Origin of the sequence: Halomonas sp. H10-59 (genome assembly GCF_040070555.1) — a bacterium.
In the GTDB taxonomy this organism is placed as follows: Bacteria; Pseudomonadota; Gammaproteobacteria; order Pseudomonadales; family Halomonadaceae; genus Halomonas; species Halomonas litopenaei.
Genome location: NZ_CP098828.1, coordinates 3,029,467 through 3,053,007, shown reverse-complemented (window position 1 = coordinate 3,053,007; position 23,541 = coordinate 3,029,467). Strand labels below are relative to the sequence as shown.

General features: G+C 64.5%; 23 protein-coding genes and 1 riboswitch. Of the genes, 17 read left to right on the top strand and 6 right to left on the bottom strand.

The window, feature by feature from the left end; translation table 11 throughout:
• The first annotated feature begins 86 nt into the window (after window positions 1–86).
• A complete protein-coding gene (locus NFG57_RS13345) occupies window positions 87–761 on the top strand; it encodes a metallophosphoesterase (protein ID WP_348814526.1) in 675 nt (224 codons plus the stop codon).
• Window positions 762–1,294: 533 nt separating this feature from the next.
• Here the strand turns inward: NFG57_RS13345 and NFG57_RS13340 are convergent.
• Entirely contained in the window at window positions 1,295–1,717 is a 423-nt protein-coding gene (locus NFG57_RS13340; RefSeq protein ID WP_045994411.1) for a CBS domain-containing protein, read from the bottom strand.
• 50 nt (window positions 1,718–1,767) lie between these two features.
• Window positions 1,768–3,234, bottom strand: coding sequence for a dihydrolipoyl dehydrogenase (locus NFG57_RS13335; RefSeq protein WP_348814525.1), 1,467 nt, complete (start codon window positions 3,232–3,234; stop codon window positions 1,768–1,770).
• Between the two features lie 194 nt (window positions 3,235–3,428).
• On the opposite strand from NFG57_RS13335, the gene NFG57_RS13330 reads away from it, so the two are divergent.
• The 8 genes from NFG57_RS13330 to NFG57_RS13295 all read left to right on the top strand — a co-directional run bounded on the left by NFG57_RS13330 (window position 3,429) and on the right by NFG57_RS13295 (window position 10,052).
• Complete coding sequence (locus NFG57_RS13330; protein WP_348814524.1) at window positions 3,429–4,055, top strand: YqaE/Pmp3 family membrane protein; 627 nt, start codon at window positions 3,429–3,431, stop codon at window positions 4,053–4,055.
• Window positions 4,056–4,204: 149 nt separating this feature from the next.
• Window positions 4,205–5,074: a DMT family transporter gene (locus tag NFG57_RS13325; RefSeq protein WP_045994414.1), complete on the top strand. Its 870-nt coding sequence runs from the start codon at window positions 4,205–4,207 to the stop codon at window positions 5,072–5,074.
• Window positions 5,075–5,195: 121 nt separating this feature from the next.
• A complete protein-coding gene (locus NFG57_RS13320) occupies window positions 5,196–6,077 on the top strand; it encodes an NAD(+) kinase (RefSeq protein WP_108132991.1) in 882 nt (293 codons plus the stop codon).
• A 13-nt stretch (window positions 6,078–6,090) separates the two neighbouring features.
• Entirely contained in the window at window positions 6,091–7,077 is a 987-nt protein-coding gene (locus NFG57_RS13315; protein ID WP_348816186.1) for a metallophosphoesterase, read from the top strand.
• 271 nt (window positions 7,078–7,348) lie between these two features.
• Entirely contained in the window at window positions 7,349–8,194 is an 846-nt protein-coding gene (locus tag NFG57_RS13310; RefSeq protein WP_045994416.1) for a rhomboid family intramembrane serine protease, read from the top strand.
• 9 nt (window positions 8,195–8,203) lie between these two features.
• Window positions 8,204–8,500 carry a DUF1315 family protein gene (locus NFG57_RS13305; RefSeq protein ID WP_045994422.1) on the top strand — a complete coding sequence of 99 codons (297 nt, stop codon included), beginning with the start codon at window positions 8,204–8,206 and terminating at the stop codon, window positions 8,498–8,500.
• 28 nt (window positions 8,501–8,528) lie between these two features.
• Complete coding sequence (locus NFG57_RS13300) at window positions 8,529–9,320, top strand: DUF2797 domain-containing protein (RefSeq protein WP_124804243.1); 792 nt, start codon at window positions 8,529–8,531, stop codon at window positions 9,318–9,320.
• Window positions 9,321–9,371: 51 nt separating this feature from the next.
• The gene (locus NFG57_RS13295) at window positions 9,372–10,052 is read left to right on the top strand and encodes a glutathione S-transferase family protein (RefSeq protein ID WP_108132989.1); all 681 of its coding nucleotides are present in this window, start codon (window positions 9,372–9,374) and stop codon (window positions 10,050–10,052) included.
• Between the two features lie 106 nt (window positions 10,053–10,158).
• Here NFG57_RS13295 and NFG57_RS13290 read toward each other — a convergent pair whose 3' ends face one another.
• The 4 genes from NFG57_RS13290 to NFG57_RS13275 all read right to left on the bottom strand — a co-directional run bounded on the left by NFG57_RS13290 (window position 10,159) and on the right by NFG57_RS13275 (window position 15,152).
• Window positions 10,159–10,617: a hypothetical protein gene (locus tag NFG57_RS13290; RefSeq protein WP_348814523.1), complete on the bottom strand. Its 459-nt coding sequence runs from the start codon at window positions 10,615–10,617 to the stop codon at window positions 10,159–10,161.
• 14 nt (window positions 10,618–10,631) lie between these two features.
• Complete coding sequence (locus tag NFG57_RS13285) at window positions 10,632–11,948, bottom strand: sulfite oxidase (RefSeq protein ID WP_348814522.1); 1,317 nt, start codon at window positions 11,946–11,948, stop codon at window positions 10,632–10,634.
• A 334-nt stretch (window positions 11,949–12,282) separates the two neighbouring features.
• Window positions 12,283–13,404 carry a PA0069 family radical SAM protein gene (locus NFG57_RS13280; protein WP_348814521.1) on the bottom strand — a complete coding sequence of 374 codons (1,122 nt, stop codon included), beginning with the start codon at window positions 13,402–13,404 and terminating at the stop codon, window positions 12,283–12,285.
• Window positions 13,405–13,583: 179 nt separating this feature from the next.
• Window positions 13,584–15,152, bottom strand: coding sequence for an arylsulfatase (locus NFG57_RS13275; RefSeq protein WP_083970615.1), 1,569 nt, complete (start codon window positions 15,150–15,152; stop codon window positions 13,584–13,586).
• Between the two features lie 607 nt (window positions 15,153–15,759).
• Here NFG57_RS13275 and gltS point away from each other — a divergent pair.
• The 8 genes from gltS (at window position 15,760) to NFG57_RS13235 (ending at window position 23,100) form a co-directional block, all read left to right on the top strand.
• Window positions 15,760–16,968: a sodium/glutamate symporter gene (gene gltS / locus NFG57_RS13270; protein ID WP_348814520.1), complete on the top strand. Its 1,209-nt coding sequence runs from the start codon at window positions 15,760–15,762 to the stop codon at window positions 16,966–16,968.
• 344 nt (window positions 16,969–17,312) lie between these two features.
• Window positions 17,313–18,440, top strand: a complete 1,128-nt coding sequence (cobT, locus tag NFG57_RS13265; RefSeq protein WP_348814519.1) for a nicotinate-nucleotide--dimethylbenzimidazole phosphoribosyltransferase — start codon at window positions 17,313–17,315, stop codon at window positions 18,438–18,440.
• A 58-nt stretch (window positions 18,441–18,498) separates the two neighbouring features.
• Window positions 18,499–19,479, top strand: a complete 981-nt coding sequence (gene cbiB / locus NFG57_RS13260) for an adenosylcobinamide-phosphate synthase CbiB (RefSeq protein ID WP_348814518.1) — start codon at window positions 18,499–18,501, stop codon at window positions 19,477–19,479.
• On the top strand, window positions 19,476–20,651 hold the full coding sequence (gene cobD / locus NFG57_RS13255) for a threonine-phosphate decarboxylase CobD (RefSeq protein ID WP_348814517.1): 1,176 nt from the start codon (window positions 19,476–19,478) through the stop codon (window positions 20,649–20,651). The genes cbiB and cobD overlap by 4 nt, the downstream gene beginning before the upstream one ends.
• Window positions 20,648–21,268, top strand: coding sequence for a bifunctional adenosylcobinamide kinase/adenosylcobinamide-phosphate guanylyltransferase (locus NFG57_RS13250; RefSeq protein WP_348814516.1), 621 nt, complete (start codon window positions 20,648–20,650; stop codon window positions 21,266–21,268). The genes cobD and NFG57_RS13250 overlap by 4 nt, the downstream gene beginning before the upstream one ends.
• Window positions 21,261–22,067: an adenosylcobinamide-GDP ribazoletransferase gene (gene cobS / locus NFG57_RS13245; RefSeq protein ID WP_239452607.1), complete on the top strand. Its 807-nt coding sequence runs from the start codon at window positions 21,261–21,263 to the stop codon at window positions 22,065–22,067. Before NFG57_RS13250 ends, cobS begins: the two co-directional genes overlap by 8 nt.
• Entirely contained in the window at window positions 22,019–22,657 is a 639-nt protein-coding gene (locus NFG57_RS13240) for a histidine phosphatase family protein (protein ID WP_045994588.1), read from the top strand. Before cobS ends, NFG57_RS13240 begins: the two co-directional genes overlap by 49 nt.
• The gene (locus NFG57_RS13235) at window positions 22,609–23,100 is read left to right on the top strand and encodes a bifunctional adenosylcobinamide kinase/adenosylcobinamide-phosphate guanylyltransferase (protein ID WP_348814515.1); all 492 of its coding nucleotides are present in this window, start codon (window positions 22,609–22,611) and stop codon (window positions 23,098–23,100) included. The genes NFG57_RS13240 and NFG57_RS13235 overlap by 49 nt, the downstream gene beginning before the upstream one ends.
• Window positions 23,101–23,226: 126 nt before the next feature.
• A riboswitch (cobalamin riboswitch) is annotated at window positions 23,227–23,493 on the top strand.
• The last annotated feature ends 48 nt before the right edge of the window (window positions 23,494–23,541 follow it).

The window sequence follows — 23,541 nt, the reverse complement described above, 5'->3', positions numbered from 1 at the left end:
ATTTATCGAACGTTCTGTAAAAGGAACATAGGACGAATGTTGCGATGGCGTCAAGTCTGAGCTCGCACTGGGGCGGGAGAAAACTCATGCGCTGTATCCGTCATGGACCAAACCGCAAGGGGCGTGATTACGTCGTCGGTGACGTGCACGGCCAGTACGCCCAGTTGATGGAAGCGCTGGAGAGAGTCGACTTCGATGTCGCCCGGGACCGGCTGTTCTGCGTCGGTGATCTGGTCGACAGGGGGGAGGCATCGCTCGCCTGTCTGGCGCTGGCGCTCGAGCCCTGGTGCTTTGCGGTGAAGGGCAATCACGAACAGATGGCGATCACCGCTCTGGCCGAAGGCGGAGGAATGGCCTGGGATCTGTGGCAGCGCAATGGCGGCAACTGGGTCTTTCTCGATGGCGTCGAGGAGGCCCGTAGCACCATGAACGCCGCCCGCCCGCATCTTCCGCTGGCTCGGGAAATCGTCGCGGGACATCGTCGCCTGGGCGTGGTGCACGCCGATCCACCCGACGACTGGGGCCAGATCGAGCAGACCTCGTCCGAGCACCTGCTATGGTCGCGGCGTAGATTCCGACGTGACAGCGTCGGCAGCCTGGACTCGACCCGCGTCGAGGGCGTCGATGCGGTGGTGGTGGGGCACACCATCGTCGAGGCACCGCTGTGGCTTGGCAATGTGCTGCATCTGGATACCGGTGCCTGTGCCGGCGGGCGCCTCACGCTGGCCGCTGTCGACGACATCCTTGATGCCATTCCCTGAACGACCTGGCCGGCGGTGCCCGTTGATGGCCGTCGAGTAGTGGCAGCGTCGAGCTCTTGCCACAGACCTTGGAACCGACGCAGAACGCTGTGGTCAGTAGGGCGCTTCTCTCACCGCTGTGCACCGACGGGCCCAGGGGAGGAAAAAAAATTTTCGATGAAAGGAGAACTTTTCTGGTGACGACTGTCATATGTGGTACAGACAGCATGCGCGATGGCAGTCGTTAGCAGTGTTGATCTGGTTTGCTAAATCGATCGTTGCGCCTCATGGCTTCCATGGGGCGTTTTTTTTGCTTTGGCAAAGGTGCTCTCCCTCTCTTTCCTATCCTGTGGGCCGGGGCATATCAGGCATGCTTCATGAACGCCCTTACGGTTTGCACAAGTGCCTGGGGCATCTGGAGGATCGGGGAGGCCGATGCAAGGCGGTGGTGCCAGGCAATGGTGTCAGCGTTGGCGCTACCGACAGCACGCCCACCGCCGGCATCGTGATGCCGGCGGTGGGCGTCTACAGAAGGTGTTGCGCAACAGGAGGGGTCAGGCGCTTCGTTGATGGCGTCGCATGGTGAGCACGGCGGTAAGCACGTCGCGGCGGGTGACGATACCCACTAGTCGGCCCTGTTCGGTGACGGGATACACCTTGGGTTTTGCTCCCAGCATTTCCTGGGCCAGGTCGACGATGCTCTTGGTGGGAGACACCGACAGCACTTCGTTACGCATCATTTCATGGACCAGCGGTGCCTCGTGATCCAGATAGAGGCTCTCGATCACCTTGCCCAGCACGTCCTGCTCGGAGATGAAGCCGATCAGGTGATCGCCGTTGTCCACCACCGGGGCCCCTGGCAATCGGTGCAGAGCGAGACCTTCCGCCAGGGTGGAAATGGAGGTCTTGCCGCTGACGCGGTAGCAGTCCTTGGACATGATGTCCCGGACGATCGATGGAGGTGCCTTGTGTGGCATAACCGCTCTCCTTTGAAGCGGCCCGGCGCCATGCGTCGGGCCCTTGACCGTCAAGCGCCTGGACCGCACTCCAGGCAGCGTTCGGTGATCGCCGGACCCCTGCGCAGATTCACGTTGAGGTCCCTCAGTGCTGTTCTCAGGCCTTCTTCGACCACCGGGTGGTAGAAGGGCATTTCCAGCAGGCGATCCACGGTCAATCGTTGGTCGATGGACCAGGCCAACAGGTGGCCCAGGTGTTCCGCCCTTGGGCCGAACATTTCCGCGCCGAGAAGAATTCCCGAGCCGTGCTCAGCGTAAAGCCTCAGCATGCCTCGGTTCTGCCGCATCACCGTGGACCGTCCCTGGTCCTCGAACGAGACCTCGCCGATGGCCACGTTGGTCAGTTGTTCATCCCGGCGCTTGAGTTCAGCGTAGCCTACTCCAGCGCTTGCCATCTGCGGATCGGTAAACACCACCGCCAACGGAGTACGCCTGCGACCGGCGCGAATATCCGGGTAGCGTCCGGCGTTTTCGCCTGCGATGCGTCCCTCGTCGGACGCCTCGTGCAGCAGGGGAAGATCCTGGTTGGCATCACCGGCGATAAAGATCGGTGCGGGCGAACCGTCATCGAAGCGACACTGCATGGTCAGCCGGTCGAACACCGGCACACCGCGGTCGTTGAGTTCCAGCCCGGTCTTCGGCAGGTCCAGCTTGTCCACGTTGGGCCGACGTCCGGTGGCCGCCAGCAGGTAGTCGAAGCGCTCGGTCTTCTCGGTGTTGCTGTCGCGACAGTGGAAGGTCACCACCACCTGATCGCCGTCCCGGTCGACCTTCTTGACGGTGGCGTCGGGGTCCAGCGGAAACCCTGTGTTGAACTCCTTGTCGGCGAGCGCCTTGAGATCGGGGTCGCCGAGAGGACCGATGGCGCCGCCGACGCCGAACATGCGCACTCGCACGCCCAGGTGGTGCAGCGCCTGACCGAGTTCGAGGCCGATGACGCCGGGCCCGAATACCACCACCGACTCGGGCAGGTCATCCCATTCGAACAGGTCGTCGTTGATGATCAGGCGATCCCCGGCGGCATTGAGAAAGTCGGGCCAGGAGGGGCGGGAGCCGGTGGCGATGACGATGCGCTTGGCCTTGATACGCGTATGGTCGCCCACCACCAGGGTGTTGGCGTCTTCGAAGCGAGCGGCACCGACGATGCGCTCGTCTTCCTCGATGCGGGCCATCGAACTCAGTACGCTGCCGACGAAACGATCCCGCTCCCGCTGGAGGCGTTCCATGACTGCGGGGCCGTCGACGCTGACGCCGCTGACCTTGACCCCGAAGCCCTCGGAGTCACGTGCCTGCTGGGCCACGTCGGCGGCGGAAATCAGCAGCTTGGACGGCATGCAGCCGACCCGTGCGCAGGTGGTGCCGTAGGCGCCGGATTCGATCAGCACCAGCTTGTCGGTATGTTGTCGCGCCGCGTGCCAGGCACCAAGGCCGGCGCTTCCTGCTCCGATAATGGCGATCTCGACCTGTCTTTCCTGCATGATGTCTCTCCTGGGAGCTGAACATGGCGCTGTGGGGAACCCGTGGGGGTGACCTCTATCAAAACAGTAGGACAGTTGAGGCGGGTTTCTCTATCAATCAGGCGTTGCTGTTACATCAAAGCCTGTATTGGCACACTGAAATGGGCCATCGGAGATACCGGTGGCGTCATTCGACCCTGGAGGTAAGTTCTCTGATGGACGCGCGAGAGTATCTGGCCCGCAAGGGGCTCGACGGTGAGCGAGACAAGGAAAGGCCCAACACCCTCGAGGAAAAGGCCTGGGACCGAGCGCGGGAGTCCCACGACCATCGTCCGAGGGCCGGGACACCCCATGACTGGGAAGACTGGGAGCGTTACCACGATGTCCTGGCCGAAGGCGCGGAAAGCCTGGAGCAGAAGATTGACGCCGAGGCCCATCGCCAGGCCCAGGAGCAGGCAGCGCGTGACGCGCAGCCGCAGCGTGCGCAGGCTGGGGCGATGGATAGCCCTTCAAATAGCCCTTCAAATAGCCCGGCAGATAGCCCGGCGGTGGAGCACTTCACCCCACCGCCTGCGCCCGAGCAGAAGGAAGGCACCGATGCGCATGCGTCCAGCACCAGTGACGAGGCCGTGACATCCTCGCCCCAGGTGGCGTCGGCGTTGATGGAGTCGCCAGCGGCCCGGCTCGCCTTGATGGTGCTGGTGCTGCTGATGCCCCCGCTGGCGGTGGCGGTAGCCGAAGGTGGTTCGCGCCGGATCGCGATTGCGTTCCTGCTGACCCTGCTGGGCTGGCTGCCTGGGGTGGCGTACGGGGCTTGGTGGTTGAAGCAGGTCAATCATTGAGACGAGCAGGACTGCCTACTCTGTCTCTTGCACGCGCGCCTGACGCAGCTTTGGATGAGATCAGCGAGGCTCAGAGGGGGGCAAGCGTTGGGCCGAGGAGGGTGTTCGCGTATACTGCCGTAAACCTTTTTGACTAGTGGGAGTTTACGGTGGGCTATCTGGTGGTGGTCACCGCCCTGTGGGCGTTCTCGTTTTCGCTGATTGGCGTCTATCTGGCCGGTCAGGTGGACAGCTATTTCGCGGTGATGATGCGGGTGGGGCTGGCGGCGCTGGTGTTCCTGCCGTTGTTGAAGCCCGGCCTGCTCGATCTGCGCCACAAGCTCGCGCTGATGGCACTTGGTGCCGTCCAGCTTGGCATCATGTACATCTTCTTCTACCAGTCCTTCGTGCTCCTGTCGGTGCCGGAGGTGCTGCTGTTTACCATCTTCACGCCGCTGTACATCGCCATTCTGGATGACCTGGCGTTTGGTCGTTTCACGCCCTTCCATCTGGTCACTGCAGGGCTTGCGGTGATCGGCGCGGCGGTCATTCGCTACAAGGGTGTCAACGACGACTTCTGGCTGGGATTCCTGGTGGTGCAGGGGGCCAATCTCTGCTTTGCCATGGGGCAGGTCGGCTATCGGCGCCTGTCGGCGGCACTGCCCCCCTCGTTGCCTCGCCACCATGTGTTCGCCTGGTTCTACCTGGGTGCGGCCTGCATCGCGCTGCCAGCCTTCGCGCTGTTGGGAAGCACCTCGGGGCTGCCGACGACACCCCTGCAGTGGGGGGTGCTGCTGTGGCTGGGACTGGTCGCCTCGGGGCTCGGCTACTTCCTGTGGAACCTGGGCGCCGTGCGGGTGGATGCAGGGGCCCTGGCGATCATGAACAACATGCTGATTCCTGCTGGCCTTGCGGTGAACCTGGTGATCTGGAACCGCGAGGCTGATCTGGTGCGTCTGGCCATGGGAGGCGCCATCATCGCCGGTTCGCTGTGGCTCAACGCCTGGTGGCAGCGGCGTCACAGGACGGCGCCGGTCTAATTGATCGTCAGTCTGGGTGATCATCGATCTGGGCCAGCAGTTGGCCTGAGGCGCCGGGCGCGGTTTGCTCCGCCAGGCCCCCCTCGCCATAATGAGCGGTCGCCAAGGGAAGGATGCGTGGATGCAATCGTTCAAGAACATCGGACTGATCGGGCGCCTGGGCAGCGCCAAGGTGGTCGAGACCCTCAAGCGGCTGATTCGTTTTCTGGATGACGCCGGCTACCACGTGATCGTGGAAGACCGTACCGCCTCGGCGTTGCTGGAACGTGGCCACGCCGAGGCCAGTCGCCGCATGCTCGGCGAACTGTGTGATCTGGTGATCGTGGTCGGGGGCGACGGCAGCCTGCTGGGCGCGGCCCGCACCCTGTGTCGCAGCGGAACCCTGGTGCTGGGGGTCAATCGCGGACGGCTGGGCTTCTTGACCGATATCTCGCCGGATGAGCTCGAGGCCCGTGTCGGTGAGGTGCTGGCGGGACAGTACGAGGTCGAACAGCGCTTTCTGCTAGACGCCGAGCTCTACCGCGGGGATTCCCTGGTGGGCAGCGGCGATGCCCTCAATGAAGTGGTACTGCACCCGGGCAAGGCGGTGCGGATGATCGAGTTCGAACTGTTCATCGATGGCCAGTTCGTCTACAGCCAGCGCAGCGATGGCCTGATCATCGCCACGCCGACCGGTTCCACCGCCTACGCCATGTCCGGCGGTGGCCCGATCATGCATCCGAAGCTCGACGTGGTGACGCTGGTACCGATGTTCCCGCACACCCTGTCGAGCCGGCCCATCGTGATCGACGCCGGCTGCGAGATACGCTGTCATATCGGTGAGACCAACCAGACCTATCCCCACATCAGCTGTGACGGCCAGACCCGTGCCGTGGCCAAGCCCGATGATGTTCTGGTGATCCGGCGCAAGCCCCAGAACGTTCAGCTGGTGCACCCTCTGGGTCACAACTTCTATGACGTCCTGCGCAGCAAGCTGGGCTGGAGCAACAGGCTGGGAGATTGACGTGAGCAGGCGACTGGACGGCTACGACCTGATCGGCGACGTTCATGGCTGCGGCGCCACCCTGGCGGCGCTGCTGGAACGGCTGGGGTATCACCTGCGCGGAGGTGTCTATCGTCACCCCCAGCGCAAGGCGATCTTCCTCGGGGACCTGATCGACCGTGGCCCGCGTATCCGCCTGGCGGTCTCCATCGCCAGACGCATGGTGGAAGAGGGCGAGGCCTATATCGTGCTGGGCAATCACGAGATCAATGCCCTGACGTACACCCAGAAGGCCCCGCCTGAGCACGGCAGGGAATGGCTACGCCCGCATACACCGCGTCACAACCGCATCATTCGTGAAACCCTCGAGCAGTACCATGACCACCCCCAGGAGTGGGATGATGCCCTGGCGTGGTTTCGCCAGATCCCCCTGTGTCTCGAGATCGACGGCATCCGGGTGGTCCACGCCTGCTGGGACGACCGCCTGATCGAATCCTTCAGGCAGCTCCGGCCCGACGGCTGTCTGGACCACGACTTCCTGCTCCAGGCCTCGAGCCCGGGTACCGAAGAGTCGAGGATCCTCGAGCGCCTGACCCGCGGTGGTTCCATCGACCTGCCCGGGGACACGGTCATCCATTCCGGAGACGGTTTCACTCGACGAAGCTTTCGGACCCACTTCTGGGCACGAGACCCTCGCACCTGGGGTGACGTGGTGTTCCAGCCGGACAATCTACCGGGAGACCTCGAGGACCGGCCGTTGAGCGACAGTGAACGGGCCAGCCTCAGCTACTATGGCCCCGACCAGCCCCCGTTGTTCATCGGCCACTACTGGTGCGAAGGCGTGCCGGCCTTGCCGGCCCCGAATATTGCCTGTCTCGACTACAGCGCGGTGAAGTTCGGTCGACTGGTGGCCTATCGCTACAGCTTTGAATCCCGCCTCGACGCCAATCACTTTGTATGGGTGCCGGTGCCCAGGGATGTGCGTGCGAGGCCAATGCCGCGAGAGATCGCCTTCGATTGATACAAAACGTTACATTAAAGTCGAGCACCCGACTGAACCCTTTATCAAAAGCGGCGTCTGAGTAGGTGTTCCCTTGAATGATCCCTTGCTCTTGTCCGGCGGCCCCCTCCGCCGGACTTTTTCTGTGTGGATGAAAAAGACATCCTGCCATGCCCGGCTTGCCGTCGGGCCTTTCGCCCATCTGCGCCGCGTGTGACCGCTGCCCCTACCGGCCAACGTCATTTCAGGCCATCATCTCTGGGCCGCTACCCTTTTTCGCGCTGGAGACGCCATGTTCCGGGTCATGCTGATCCCCCACGATATCGATACTCGCGAGCTGCGACAGGCGCTCTGGTCGCACCGCATCGGACACCGTATCACCGACGAGGACGACGGCCAGGTACTGTGGCTGATGGACCCGAAACAGCAGGATGCTCTGGCCGAGGTGATCACTCGCTGGCAGCGGGGGGAGGCGATACCCGCGCCGAGTGCCTCGAAGCCGAGACCGGCACGTCACTGGTGGCCGCTGCTGCGCCAGCATCCGGTCACCTTGTCGGTGCTCGGGCTGTGTCTGCTGGTGTTTGGTGCCATCGCTGTGTGGGGAGACATGGTGCTGGCGTGGCTGGCGATCGTGCCTGTGGGCATCCGTGGCGGGGCGCTGGCCGTCGGCAGTATCCCCGATGCGCTGGCGGCGGGGCAGGTATGGCGCCCGCTGTCGCCGATCTTCCTGCATTTCGGCTGGATGCACCTGATCTTCAACATGATGTGGTTGTGGTATTTCGGCCGTCAGGTGGAGACCCTGCATGGCCCATTGCGCATGCTGACGCTGGTGGTGGTGGCGGGGCTTGCCGGCAACCTGGCCCAGTACGCCACCGGCACGGTGCTGTTCGGTGGCATGTCGGGCGTCGACTTTGCGTTGCTTGGCTACGTCTGGTTGATGTCCCGTCGCGCGCCGGCCAGCGGCTTCTTCGTGCCGCAGATGCTGGTGCTGTTCATGCTCGGCTGGATGGTCTTCACCATGACCGACGTCGCCGGGCTGGTGGGCTTTGGCAATGTGGCCAACGAGGCGCACCTGGGCGGTCTGCTCGTGGGGCTGGTGCTGGGCTGGTATCATTCCCGCAAATCACGTCTTCACTAGAGCGATGCCATGAGCGACATGACCTTCGAGCGAATGATTTCCCAGATGACGCCGTCGATCTACCAGAGCCTCAAGCAGGCGGTGTCGCTGCGCAAGTGGCCGGACGGGCGAATGCTGACGGCCGAGCAGATCGAGCTGTGCATGGAAGCCGTGATGCGCTACGAGCACGACAACAATGTGCCCGAGGAGAGCCGCATCGGCTACCTGGAGCAACGCACCTGCGGCGCTGGGCCCGGTGGGCCATCGAGCAGTGCCGGGGTTTCCGAAGACATGGCGGGGCTCGCCCGGGATGCTAGTCGTGACTGAAGTACTTGCCCACGGATGCCTGTCCAAGATGGGGGTCGAACCCGACTCTCCCGCGCGCTACACCCTCAAGGCCGGCGAGAACCGTCTGCCGCTCAACGACTACCTGGGCCGCACCCTGCGTCTCGAGTGGAGCGGGGCGATCGCCTGTACCCACTGTGGGCGTGCGACCAAGAAGAGCTTCGGACAAGGCCACTGCTATCCCTGCTTCAAGCGCCTGGCCCAGTGCGACAGCTGCATCATGAAGCCCGAGCTGTGCCACTTTTTCGAGGGGACCTGTCGCGAGCCCGAGTGGGGCGAGCGGTTCTGCTTCCAGCCCCACGTCGTCTACCTGTCCAACGCTTCCGGGCTCAAGGTCGGGATCACCCGCAATACCCAGATGCCGACGCGCTGGCTCGACCAGGGCGCGATCCAGGCGTTGCCGATCCTCGAGGTGGACAGCCGCCAGCAGTCTGGCTTCGTCGAGGTGCTGTTCAAGAACGAGGTGTCGGATCGCACCAACTGGCGGGCGATGCTCAAGGGGCAGGTCGAGGAACTGGATCTGGCCGCAGAGCGCGACCGTCTGCTGGAAAGGCTGTCGGCGGGTCTGGGCGATCTACGCGAGCGCTTCGGTGCCGATGCTATCCGTCCCCTGGACGGCAGCCCACGTCGCTTCGACTACCCGGTACTGGAGTACCCCACCAAGGTCACGTCTCACAACCTCGACAAGAATCCGCGAGTCGAGGGCACCCTGATGGGAATCAAGGGCCAGTATCTGATCTTCGATACCGGAGTGATCAATCTTCGCAAGTACACCGGCTACGAGATGTCGCTGGCGGCTTGATCAACGTCACCGGCAGCGACAGGCGCTGCCAGCGACCCAGGGAGCGCTGTCATGTACGTGCTGCATATCGCCAATCGACAGACGTCGTCGTGGTCGCTGAGGGCCTGGCTGACCTTGCGCCAGCTCGAGATTCCCTTCGAGCTGGCCTTTCACCCCTTCGATGAGCAGGGCAACAGTCACGCCGACTTTCGTCGGTTTTCGCCCTCGGGGCGAGTTCCCTGTCTGCATCATGACGAACGGGTGGTGTGGGACTCGCTGGCCATCATCGAATACCTGGCCGAGCGTCATTCTGGGATCTGGCCTGAGCATGTGGACGCCAGGTGCTGGGCCAGAAGTGCCTGTGCCGAGATGCATTCAGGTTTCAGCGCGCTCAGGCAGCAGTGTGCGATGCACTGCGCGCTGCGCGTACGCTTGAACGAAAAGACGCCCGAGTTGCTGGATGACCTGCATCGGCTGAACGAACTGTTTGAAGACGGCTTGACGCGCTTTGGTGGACCTTACCTGTGCGGCGAGCGTTTTACCGCCGCAGACGCCTTTTTCGCCCCCATCGCCTTCAGGATGCGAACCTACGACCTGCCCATGGGTGGCCCATCACGCGACTACCTCGAGCGACTCCTCGCCTTGCCCGCCATGCGCCAATGGCAAAGCGAGGCGGTTTGCGAGCCGTTCCGTGAGTTGCCTCTCGAGGCGCAGATCCTCGCCAGCGGCACTGTGCTCAAGGACTTGCGCTGAAGGATCTGTGTTAGGGCATCTGACCCTACCTGTCAGAGCATAGGATGCCCGATTCCGCTGTCGCAGAACCGGGCCGACCAGCCGCCTTTCAATCGCGTCCGTTGTTTCAACCTTCTGCACTGGTCTCGTTGGCCTGTGGTGCCGGCGGCATCAGATGCTTGGGCAGGTTCTGCCGCCTGGCATCGGTCCTTGGGCCGTAGTGGGTCGATAGGTAGTCGAGGATGGTGGCTTCCATTTCGGGATTGAACTGCCACAGGCCCTGGGTCTCCTGCATCCAGTCGATCAGGTAGGCCCAGTGCTCGCGTGACCCCCTGTTCTGGGTGACCAGGGCGGCGGAGTGGCAGACGGTGCAGTTGCCCTTGACCGTCTGCCAGCCCTCGGCCATCACGAACCCGCTGTCCGGGTCGGTCTCGAGGGGGGCATCTGTGGCTTGCCCAGAGGCCTCGCCTGTCGATTGAGCCAGGCCAAAGGGGCTGAACAGCACCGCGCCGAGCAGCAGGCCAGTCATCAAGAGCGGGCGGGTCGACGACCACGCCCTATGCCTTCTGGTGGTACGAATTCCCATGCCAGTCTCCTCCCTCAGCCGACCTGAACCGCGATGCGGTGACAGGCGTTGTTGAGGTAGCCCTTGAGGTTCCAGCCGGGCACCACCATGGGCTGGGACTGGCCGTTTTCATCCACCGCCCGGGCCCACACCTCGTAATAGCCTGGCTCGGGGAACTCGACCTGGGTGGTAAAGCGCTGCCAGGCGAGGCGATTGGGTGCGTCGTTGAGGCTGGCCTTCTGCCAGGTGGCGCCGAAGTCGATTGAGGTGTGCACCTCGGATACCGACAGATCCCCCGCCCAGGCGTGGCCGCGCACCTCCATCGGCTGGCCCTGGGCGTGCTTGATCCCTGATCGCGGGTAGGTGATCAGGGACTTCACCGGCATCGACTGGATGGTGACGAAGTCTTCCTTGGCCACCTCAGTGCCCGGTGCCACCGGGTTCGCCGGCACGCTGTAGGAGGGAGGCGCCATCTTGGCCCCATCGTGCTTCTGGTTGCGCACGACGATCTGCTTGAGCCACTTGCCCGATACCGAGCCTGGCCAGCCGCCGCACACCAGGCGCAGCGGGTAGCCGTTCTGGTAGGGAATGTCCTCGCCGTTCATCGCCCAGGCGATCAGCGACTCGTCCTCCAGGGCCTTTTCCATCGGCACACCGCGAGAGATCGCTTCCTTGTCGGCGGCGCCGCTGGCGTGGCGATCGGCGCCGTAGTAACCGATATAGACGGCGTCGTCGGCGATGTCACAGGCCTCCAGCACATCGCGAAGTCGTACCCCGGTAAAGGTCGGGCAGGCCACCGCGCCGGTGGTCCACTGGTTGCCGCTGGCGGCGGGGACGTACTCGCTGCGACCATTGCCGCCGCACTCTACCTGAAGTTGGTAGGTGTGCTCGGAGAAGCGCTCCTTCAGCTCGGCGATGGTGAAGGTGGTGGGGTTCTGGCACGACTCGCCGGTGATTTCCAGCGTCCAGGTGGCGGGATCGATCTCGGCTCGCTCCGGGGGCAGGCCGTTGTTGCGCACGAACATGTAGCGCGCCGGGGTAATGTCATCGTCGAGCAGATGGGCCGGTGTCTCGGCGTTGATCGGACGGTCGTTGAGGACCCTCAGCCCCTCCTTGCCCTCGATCTCGAAGGCTTCGTCGCTCTGGGCCAGGGCTGCGGGTATCAGGCCTCCCGGCATGAAGCGTGCGAAGGGAATGCTGGCGCCGAGTACCGCGCTCATGGCCAGCAGGCTGGAGCCGGTGAGAAATCCACGACGGCTGACGGGATCCACCTGCCGCCCCCACAGCTTGCGATCGGCGTCCACGGGATCCTTGGCGTAGAGGGCGTGCAGGCCCTTGGTCTGGCGGCGCATGCAGAACTCCTTATATTTTAATTGTAGGTCGTTATTCCAGAGGATCCTTGTAGCGTAGGTGGTGGCACCGGCGGCAGCCAGGGACAGTTGGAAGGCGGCAATGGGACCAGCGCTGGCGCATAGCGGCCTGGAGGCGGTGGCGTCTCGCGAGGCTTTATCCGAAACGTCGACGAGCGAAGGTTAGGCGCTGTCCGAAAAGTCGACGAGCGAAGGTTAGACAAGGCAAAAATCGGTGAGAAAGCGCAGTTTACGGGGTGTAAATGAGCATTTTGATCTGATTTTTAACGCCGTATTACCGAGCGCAGGCACTTTTCAGACAAGCCCTAGACAAGCCTCAGAACAGCGATCCCTGACGGTGGGGCGGCCTGAAGCTCTCGGTATCAAGCTCACTATCAGTATCAAGACCGCTATCAAGGCCGCTATCACTACGTCGTGACAGGCCCAGGCGACGGCAGGCCTTGCGGAAGCGTTGGTCGAGCAGTTCGGCGAAGACGCCCTGGCCGCGCATTCGGTGGCCGAAGCGACTGTCGTAGTTCTGGCCGTTGCGACACTGGCGAATCAGGCTCATGACCTTGGCGGCGCGCTCAGGATAGTGGGACTCGAGCCAGGCCTCGAACAGCGGCGCGACCTCGCGTGGCAGGCGCAGCAGCATCCAGCCGGCGGTGCTGGCGCCGGCGCCCCTGGCGGCCTGAAGCAGGCGCTCGAGTTCATGGTCGGTAAGCCCGGGAATCACCGGCGAGACCAGGGTGCCCACCGGCACACCGGCATCGGCAAGCTCGCCGATGACCCTGAGTCGGGCTCGGGGTGAGGCGGTGCGCGGCTCCAGCTGACGCTTGAGTTCGGTGTCCAGGCTGGTGAGGCTGACCATCACCCGCACCAGGCGGCGGCTTGCCAGTTCGCTCAACAGGTCCTTGTCGCGCAGGATCAGCGCGCTCTTGGTCACCAGGGTGACCGGATGACGCCACTCCAGCAGCCGTTCGAGCAGCGCCCTGGTGGTTCGGTGTTCGGCCTCGATGGGCTGGTAGGCGTCGGTGTTGCCGGACAGGTTGATCGGACGGCAGACGTAGCCGGGCTTGCACAATTCCTCGGTGAGGCGTTCCACCAGGCCGGTGCGGGCGATCAGGCGGGTCTCGAAGTCGAGACCGGGTGACAGGTCCCAGTAAGCATGACTGGGCCGCGCGTAGCAGTAGATGCAGCCATGTTCGCAGCCACGGTAGGGGTTGATCGAGCGATCGAAGGGCAGGTCTGGCGAGCGGTTCCACGACAGCGCGCTCTTGGCGCTCTCGGTGGCGGTGACGGTGGCGATGCGATCAGGCGTTGCCTCTTGCCACCAGCCGTCGTCCACCTGTTCGCTACGGGTGGGAGCAAAACGATTGGCGGGATCATAGGTCGCGCCGCGGCCCTTCAAGGGGCCCGTAGCGCTTCTTTGCTGGCCGTCGTCATGATAGTGATCCATGCCGGCAAGGCTAGTCGAATACTGTATATATATCCAGCTTTATGATGAGGCGAACGAACGCGGAGCAGAGCTAGGGGCTGAATAAGGAGATAAACGGGGGCTGAACAAGAGCCGAACGGGGAGCATAACGGCAAGAGGCCGCCCAAGGGCGGCCTCCTGTCGACTTGCCGGTGGAAGCGTTATTGCTTCGGCGTAAAGGAGCCGGCTTCCTGACGCTGGGGGTATTCCTCGAAGGTGGCCATGAAGTCCGCCACGATCTTGCCTACAGGGGAGAAGGCATACATGCGGCGCAGCTGCCAGTCGTCGTAGTAGGAAGAGTCTTCCGGGGCCATCTCGAACGGATCGGCACGCAGGTCGATCAGAAGCGGTGCCTTGAGCTGCGTCTGCTGACGGCGCCAAGCGTCCATGCCCTCGTGCTCCTGGATGCTGAAGTGTGCCTTGTACTGGCCGAAGCGCACGGCACCCAGGGAACCATCATCGACGAAGGCGAAGAAGGTGTCGCGCGGCCACTCGCCGGCGTCCTCGGCGCCAGTCAGGTGGGGCAGCACGTTATAGCCATCGATGTGCACGTTGAATTCCTTGTCACCGGCGGTGTAGCCGTCAAGCAGCTGCTCCTTGATGTCCGGCTCGCCAGCGGCGGCGATCAGGGTCGGGAACATGTCCTCAAGCGAAAGGATCTCGTTGGACACCTGGCCCGGTTCGATCTGACCCGGCCACCTCATCATGAACGGCACCCGAATGCCGCCTTCCCAGGTAGTGGCCTTCTCGCCACGGAAGGGCGAAGTGCCGCCATCCGGCCAGGTGAACTTCTCGGCGCCGTTGTCGGTGGTGTAGATGACGATGGTGTTCTCGTCGGCACCCAGTTCCTCGAGCTTGTCGAGCAGTTGGCCCACCAGGGCGTCGTGCTCGGTCATGCCATCGGCGTAGATGCCAAGTCCGGTGCGGCCTTCACTCTCTTCCTTGAGGTGGGTGAAGATGTGCATGCGGGTGGTGTTGTACCACACGAACCAGGGGGTGTCGGAAGATTCCTGGCGCTCGATGAAGTCCTCGGCGGCGGTCAGGAATTCCTCGTCGATGGTCTCCATACGCTGTTTTGTCAGCGGGCCGGTGTCCTCGATCTGGCCATCCGCGGAAGAGCGAATGACACCACGGGGGCCGAACTGTTCACGGAAGCCAGGATCGGTGGGGTAGTCGGCGTTCTCCGGCTCTTCCTCGGCGTTCAGGTGGTAGAGGTTGCCGAAGAATTCGTCGAAGCCGTGGTTGGTCGGCAGGTACTCGTCGCGATCGCCGAGGTGGTTCTTGCCGAACTGGCCGGTAGCGTAGCCCATCGGCTTGAGGATCTCGGCGATGGTCGGGTCTTCCGGCTGCAGGCCGAGCGGATCGCCGGGCATGCCGATCTTGAGAAGACCGGTACGCTTGGGTGACTGCCCGGTGATGAAGGCCGCGCGCCCAGCGGTGCAGCTCTGCTGGCCATAGGCGTCGGTGAAGCGGATGCCTTCTTCGGCGATGCTGTCGATGTTGGGCGTGGTGTAGCCCATCATGCCGCTGTTGTAGGCGCTGGTGTTAAACCAGCCGATGTCATCGCCCATGATGACCAGGATGTTGGGCTTGTCTGATGACGCCTCGGAGGAGGTTTCTTCTTCGGTAGCGGACGCTGGCTGAATGCTGGCTGCCAGGCCGACCGCAGCAATCGATGCCGCCACGATGCCCTTCCAGGGCGAAGGTATTGCCGACGAATACACTTTCATGATCGTTCCCTTAAATTAAATGATGTCATTGACATGGCATTGATACAGCGGAGTGATGTGTTGGCCTGCTCTCCTTGCTGGTCGACGTACGGCTTGCTGGTCAGGTCCTGACAGCCGGCGCGTGAAGGCCGGCGGTATCGTTGTATTTCCTCCGATTCCCGCCCGCTGGGCTGGAGCCAGGGGGAGGGAAGGCCGAGTCTGCTGGCTCAGCTAAAAGTGTGCCTTGATGGGCATGCAAGACAGCATAGTAAACGATCATTGCTTGTGCATGACCAACTTCCCCGAGCCTGCCCAAATGGTTGTCTCATTTGCTTTGCCATCGTCGACTCGACCGTCAGGGTGCCAGTGACCTCGCCCTCTGTGTCATTGGTCATGGCCCTTGGCACCTTCTCCCTTGGCTGAGTTTGAACCGCTGTTTCTGCCTGGACCCTCCCTCGGGTGGGGCGGACCGCTGAGGACACAAGAGGGAGCAAAAGCTTGCTCCACGACAAATAGGCCCCTCTCATGCCTGAATGTTTGTCCAGTAGTCTAAGTGCGGGCACCTGGCGTAGCCGCACCGAGAGTCACCAGGAGGGTGTCCTTCGAGGGCGAAGGAGAGCGAAGGCAGATGAATATAGGCTTGAACGCTGTGGAAACAATGGCACTGGCGCTGGTCCTGCTGATGGTGGGCATTCAGCTTCGGCGCCGGGTGGAGTGGCTCGAGCGCATGTGCGTACCGACGCCGGTGGTCGGGGGCATCGGCTTCGCCGTGCTGGTATGGCTGCTGCGATCGATGGACGTGCTGACGCTGGATCTGGACACCAGCGTTCAGGATCCGATGATGATCGCCTTCTTCGCCACGGTAGGGCTCGGTGGCAGCCTCTCGGTGCTGGCCAGGGGCGGGCGTTCGCTGGTGATCTTCCTGTTGACCTGCTGGGCCCTGGTACTGGTGCAGAATGGTATCGGTATCGGCGTCGCCTCGATGATCGGGCTCGACCCCCTGATCGGCCTGATGGCGGGCGGGCCTTCGCTGGAAGGCGGCTTTGGCGGTGCGGCGGCCTTCGGGCCAGAGGCGGAAGCGCTCGGTGCCGACGGCGCCCTGACCGCCGCCATGACGGCGGCCACCTACGGTGTCATCACCGGTAGCCTGCTGGGCGCGCCTCTCGCCCGCTGGTTGATCGAGCGGTTCAAGCTTCGCATCGAGGCCGAGGAGGTCGGCGGGCTTGCCGATCTGCACGAGGAGCACCTGAGCGAAGAGGATCAGACGCTGACCCCGCATCGGGTACTGAAGGCTATGGCGGTGGTGGTGCCGGTGATGGTCATCGGCCTGGCCTGTCGCGAACTCATGAAAGAGAAACTCGGCATCGTGCTGCCAAGCTATGTCGGGGCCATGTTCGTGGCCATCGTGTTGCGCAACCTGAACGATCACCTTCGCCTGGTCGAGGTGTCCGAGCGTGCCATCAATCTGATCGGAGAAGTCAGCCTGGCGATCTTCCTGACCATGGCCATGATGAACCTGAAGATCTGGCAGCTGCAGGGCATGGGACTTGGCCTGGCGCTGATCCTGATGATCCAGACGCTGGTGATCATTGCCATCGCGGCGCTGGTGGTCTTTCGTTCGCTCGGCAGCAACTACGACGCCGCCGTACTCTCCGCCGGCTTTATCGGCTTTGGCCTGGGCGCTACGCCCAACGCCTTCGCCAACATGGGCGCCGTCTGCGACCACTACAAGGTGGTATCGAGCAAGGCCTACATCATCGTTCCGCTGTGTGGCGCCGTCTTGATCGACATGGTCTCCGTGCCCGCCATCACCTGGTGTCTCAACGTCTTTGCCTGAGGTCACGCTCGAGCGGTATCACCAGTAGAACCGTTTCATGAATAGATACCGACGCCGCGCCCACCCGGGCGCGGCGTCGGTCGTCCTGGCGAATCATGATGAATGCGGGGGCCTCGAACGGGGCTCGAACGGGGTTTGAATGAGGCAAGGCGACCCGCAGCACGACCTGCAGCACGACCTGCAGCATAGACGCTCGATCTCGGATCCGTTTCCGAGGGAAGATCGCCTTTCGGTGATCTGCTAAGCTCGGCGGCTTGTTGCCCGCCTGTTCGCGTGTCGGAAGGCTCGGGCGGTCTTTTTCTTATTCGCCGCCCGGGCGGCGTTTGTGCCATCAGGATATCGCCGTGCGTGACCAGCCCTCGTTCTCGTCTTCTACCCCCGCCTCGACGCTTGACTCGCCCCTCGACTCGCCCCTTGCTTCAACTCTTTCCACCAATATTGGCCGCATTCCTTCGCTGGACCTTGAGGCCCGCCGCCTGGCCTGTGCTCGTCTCGATAGCCTGACCAAGCCCCCCGGCAGCCTGGGGCGACTCGAGAAGCTGGCAGCTGATCTGGCGGCGATGACCGGCGAGCCGTTACCCCGGGTCGACCCTGCGGCCATCATCGTGTTCGCCGCAGACCACGGGGTGGCCGCGGAAGGCGTGTCGGCCTTTCCTGCCTCGGTCACCGCCCAGATGGTCGCCAACTTCGCCCGTGGGGGCGCCGCCATCAACGTGTTCGCCCGCCAGATCAACGCCCGGCTCGAAGTCGTCGACGTGGGCGTAGCCACGCCCAGCGACCAGGTGCCGGGCGTGCTGCTCGATCGGGTGCGGGCGGGCAGCGGCAATATTGCCTGCGAGGACGCCATGAGTCCCGACGAGGTAAAGGCGGCGCTTGAGGTCGGCACTCGTGCCGTCGAGCGCGCCCGCGCCGCAGGGGCCCGCTGTGTCATCCTGGGGGAGATGGGCATCGCCAACACCACCGCTAGCAGCGCTCTGCTGGCCGCCTTTACCGGTCTTTCCGCCGAGGAGGTGGTGGGGCGTGGCACCGGTATCGACGATGCGCGCCTGGACCACAAGCGCAAGGTCATCGCCAGGGCGCTGGCGCGGGGTGCTGGCGATACCGCCCTCGATACCCTGGCGCGTCTGGGCGGGCTCGAGATCGCCGCCATGGCGGGGGCCTGCCTGGCTGCAGCGGCGGGTCGCACGCCGGTGCTGGTGGACGGTTTTATCGCCACGGTGGCGGCCCTTGCGGCGACTCGGCTGGCGCCTGGCGTGCGCGACTACCTGGTGTTTGGCCATCGCAGCGATGAGGCCGGTCACGGTGAGGCGCTGGCCGCACTCGGCGGTGAGCCGCTGTTGTCACTTGGCCTGCGCCTGGGCGAAGGCAGCGGCGCGGCCCTGGCCTATCCGCTGCTCGCCAGTGCCTGCGCCATGCTCAGCGAGATGGCGACCTTCGCTGACGCCCGGGTCGAGGGTGGCCCGTCGGCATGAGGCGAGCAGACGTCGCGAGAGTAGATGACGACAGCGCGGCCAGGGGGTGGTGGTTTCCATGACGCTGCCGCCACTGAGCCCCGAGTTGCTGGCGTTGGTGCTCGCCGCCCTGGTGCTGGATCTTTGGCTGGGGGATCCACGCTGGCTGCCGCATCCGGTGGTCGGCATGGGCCGACTGATCGGCGCCCTGGAAGCGCGGCTCAACCGTGGCAGGCCGCAGGCGCGTCGAGCCAAGGGCGTGGTGCTCACGCTGGTGGTGGTGGGGCTTGCATGGACGCTGGCCACTCTGGCGATTGGCCTTGCCGGTGTCGTCTCGCCCTGGCTGGCGCTGGTGGTGGAGGGCTTGCTTTTGTGGACCTGCCTTGCCTGCCGGGGCCTGGTGCAGGCGGCCCGTGCGGTGGCCACACCGCTGGCAAGGGGCGATCTGTATCAGGCGCGGCGCGCGGTCTCGGCCATCGTCGGGCGCGATACCCGGGCGCTTGACGAGGCAGGGGTGAGCCGAGCGTGCGTCGAGAGCGTGGCCGAAAATACCGTCGATGGCATCACCGCACCGCTGTTCTGGGCTCTGCTCGGCGGTGCGCCCCTGGCCTTGGCCTACAAGGCCGCCAATACTCTGGATTCCATGGTCGGCCATCGCAGCGATCGCTACCGCGAGTTCGGCTGGGCCTCGGCTCGCTTCGACGATCTGGTCAACCTGCTGCCGGCTCGGCTGACGGCGCTGGCCATGTGGTGTCTTGCTGCGGTGGTTCCGGGGCTGCGCAGGCGCGGCGCCTGGTCGGCGACGTGCCGGCAGGCACCGGCCCACCCCAGTCCCAACGCCGGCTGGCCGGAGGCCATGGTGGCCAATCTGCTCAGCGTCGAGCTGGGCGGGGTAAACCGCTACGGCGATCAGATCAGCGACCGGGCGCGGCTGGGTACGCCCACCGAGACGTTAAAGGCGCGTCACATCGACGCCGCGATTCGCTGTCTCTACGCCGGCACGGCGGGCGTTCTGACACTGCTGGCCTCGATCATCCTGGTGCTGGAGGCCGTGCGATGACATCGACCCACAATCAGCATCTGAGCGACACAAGCGCGAGCCAGACGCCAACACAGGGGCAGGGCTCTTGCTGGCCTGATCACGGCGGCCAGGGCGCGGCGCTGCTCGACAGACTTGGCCTGTCGTCGGTGACACCGACCATGGATGTGAGCGCGAGCCTCAATCCGCTGGGCCCGCCGGCCTGGCTTGCTGATTGGCTCGCCCGCGCCATGAACGAGGTGCGCCACTATCCTGACCCCGAGTATCGGGACGCCGTGGCGGCCCTGGCGGCGTCGCTGGGGATAGCGCCACTGTCGTTGGTGTTGACCAATGGCGGCGCCGAGGCGATCCACCTGGTGGCCCGGGCCTATCGTCGCGCCCGCGCCTTGATCGTCGAGCCGACCTTCGGCGAGTACGCCCGGGCATGCCGACTCAACGACATCGAGATCGAGCGTTTGCAGCTCAGCGGAGATGACTTCCGGCTGGACGTCGAGGCGCTCTCGGCGCGCCTTGCCCCTGTCGATCTGGTGTTTGTGTGTCGCCCCAACAATCCCACCGGCACGCGCCTTCCCAGAAGTGACGTGGAAGCGCTGGTGGCCGCGGCCAGGCGCAGCGACACCCTGGTGGTCATCGACGAAGCCTTCGTCGACTTTGCCGACGATGAAGCCCCGCTCACCGATCTGGTGGAACAGGGCGAGCCGCTGGTGCTGTTGCGCTCGTTGACCAAGTTTTACGCCCTGGCGGGGCTGCGGCTTGGCTATCTGGTGGCGTCCCCGCAGCGCTGTCGGGCGCTGCAACACCATCAGGTGGCCTGGAGCGTCAACGGCCTGGCTGCCGCCGTAGTGCCCGAGCTGCTGGCCGATGGCGACTTTGCGCGTCGCACGCGCGACTGGCTTTACTCCGAGCGCGCCTATCTGACGGCCGGCCTGCGCGATCTGGGCCTGACGGTGGTGGACTCCCAAGCCAATTTCGTGCTGTTCAGGCCGCCGGGCCAGCCGTCGCAGGCCAATGGCGAAGCCTTGTTAGCGTATCTGGCCCGTCATGGCTGTCTGGCTCGCCACACCCACACCTTCAGTGGGTTGGACGGCGCCTGGATTCGCGTGGCGCTGCAGCGCCGAGCCGACAATGATCGCCTGCTCAGATGGCTTGGCGACTGGCTCGGCGACGCCCAGTCTCGTGGAGAGAACCGATGATCGCCTTTGTCAGCGGTGGCGTGCGTTCGGGCAAGAGTCACGTTGCCGAACAGGCGGCACTGGCGCTCCACGCCGACAAGCCCCGGGGGCAGCTCTGGTACCTGGCAACCGCCAGGACCGAGGAGGGCGAGATGGCCACGCGGGTGGCGCGCCACCAGGCCCGGCGTGACAGCCGCTGGCATACGCTGGAGGCACCGCAGGACCTGTTGGTCGCCTGGCGTCAGGTGAGCACAGGCGACACCGTGCTGCTGGATTGCCTGACGCTGTGGTCGAGTCAGCGCCTGTTTGCCGACGGCCTCGAGCGTGACGACCGGCGCGCTGCGGCGAGAGACGCCTTTAACCAACTAGCAGCGCTGCTCGCGGACGCTCGCCGACGTGATATCGCGCTGGTGGTCGTATCCAACGACCTCAACGAGGAATTGCCGCCGAAGGACGCCTTGGTGCGCTGGTACCTGAGCGAGCTCCAGCGTCTGCACCTGCTGTTGGCGCGGTGTGCCGATCGGGTGGTGGAGGTGGTCGCGGGGCAGGCCATCGAGTGGAAGCCGGCGGGGGAACGTCCCGCTGACGTGAGGGCAGGAGCGGGCAACAGGCTGGGTAGAGGAGAGTCGAGTGAGTGATCAAAGGCCGCGAGTGCTGCCGGCACTGGCCGGGCTGGGGCTGGCGATCCAGTTTCTGACCCGGATTCCATTGCCGGTGATGATCGACTGGAACGGCGCCAACCGCCGCTGGGCGGCGCGTTGCTACCCGCTGGTGGGGCTCTTGATCGGCGTGCTGCTGGCCGTGGCCGCCGCGCTGACCTCAGCGCTGCCCACGCCGATCCAGGCACTGGTGCTGCTGACGCTGTGGGTGGCGCTGTCCGGTGGGCTGCACCTGGACGGTGTGATGGACCTGGCCGATGCGCTGGGCAGCAATGCGCCGCTCGAGCGCCGCTGGAAGATCATGAAGGACCCGCAGGTCGGCAGTTTTGGCGTGCTGGCGCTGGTGTTCCTGCTGGCCTGGAAGGCGGTCCTGTTGTGGTGGTGGCTCACGACCGACGGGGCTCTGCTGTGGCTGGTCGTGGTACCCGCCCTGGCCAGAGCCAGCGCGGTGGCGCTGCTGATCGGCGTACCCGCTGCTCGGCCCGAGGGACTCGCCCATAGCTGGCAGCAGGGCCTTGGCTGGCGCGACCTGGTGCTTGCCCTGGTTCCTCTTCTGGTGGTGGTTTCCGCGGGACTGCTGCTGGAGCCGGGCGGGACGAACGTAGCTGGGCTGGTGGGGGTTCTGCTCGCCAGCGGGGGCTTTACCTGGGTCTTCGCCCGGGGGATGATCCGAGCCTTTCACGGCATCAACGGCGATATGCTGGGCAGTGCCATCGAGGGAGGAGAACTATGGCTTCTGATGTGTGTCTCGAGCTGGTGGTGGTTCGCCACGGGCTGACCCAGTGGAACCTGGACAAGCGCTACCAGGGCCAGCGCGATATCGAGCTGTTGATGCCCGACGCCCTGGCCGATATGGATCGGTTGCGCCTGGAACTGGAAGGCGAGCGCTTCGACGCTGTGGTGTCGAGCGACCTGACCCGCTGCCGCCAGACCCTGGCCCATATCGCCGAGGGCCGTGGCTGGCCGGAGCCTCGCCTGGACCAACGCCTGCGCGAGAACGACTTCGGCGAGTTCGAGGGGCGCAACTGGGAAGAGCTCAAGGACGATCCGGTCTACCGGGAGTGGATCGACAGCGCCGGTGAGCTGGCGCCTCCCGGTGGTGAATCCGCCCAGGACCTGCGTGACCGGCTGGCGTTGGCCCTCGGCGCCATCTTCGATGCCGCCGTCGAGGCCGGCCATCGGCGCGTGCTGGTGGTCACCCACGGCGGGGTGATCCGCGAGCTGCGCCGAGAGTTCGAGGGCGTGCCGTTCTGGGAGGGCGTCGTCGGTCAGGCCGCCGGTCGGCGCTGGACACTCATTCGACAGGCAGAGGGCATCACATGCACGTCTTCATCGGCGGTACCGCGTCAGGCAAGCGTCAGCGGGTAGCCGAGCGCTACCCCGAGGCACGCTGGCGCGACGCCGACGAGATGATGAGACGGGTGCCCGGTGCGGGCGCTGGTCCCGCCATCGACGATGGCGACACCCTCGTCATCAGCGGCTGGCTTGCCTGGCTCGAGGCCGAACTAGAGAACGAACTTGAGAACCAACGTGAAAACGAGTCAGCAAGCGCCGACGATGACCGGCTGGGCCGGCGCTGGCGCGAGGCCTTCACTGGCTGGGCCAGTTCGCCGGGACGGCGCGTGCTGGTGCTTGACGAGGTGGGGCGCGGCATCGTCCCGGTGGACCCGGCCCAGCGCCGCCTGCGTGATCTGATGGGCTGGCTGTCCCAGGACGCGGTGCGCCTGGCAAGCCAGGTACACTACGTACGCCATGGCCTGACCATGCGGCTCGATGGGAAGGAGGCTACCGCAGCGGGCCGAGCGGACTGAGCGAACAGACCCGGCATCGAACCAGTCGAACAAGCCGAACGGCGCTTTTCGTTGACGCCCGCTGTGCCGATTGCTAGCTTACGCGCACTCTCAGGTGCCCCGAAACGTGCCAGCATGACCACGGCGTCAGTCCTTTCTGACGCAAGACGCCGTGGCCAGAAGTAGACACGAGGGGTGAAACGGGAAGTCGGTGCCAATCCGACGCTGCCCCCGCAACGGTGATCGAGTCAAGCGCGCTCACCACGCCACTGTGACAGGGTCCTTGACCCCTGATGCGACCGGACCCTGTGTCCCGCTCAGCCAGTCACGGGAAGGCGAACGCGCCGAACCGTCGAAACGCTTCGATGGTTCATCTCGTCAGCCCGGAGACCGGCCTGAAGAGCCATGCCAAGGGGCGGTGGGGTCCCGACGCGCAGCGCTTGCCTGTCAGTTTGGTGTTCT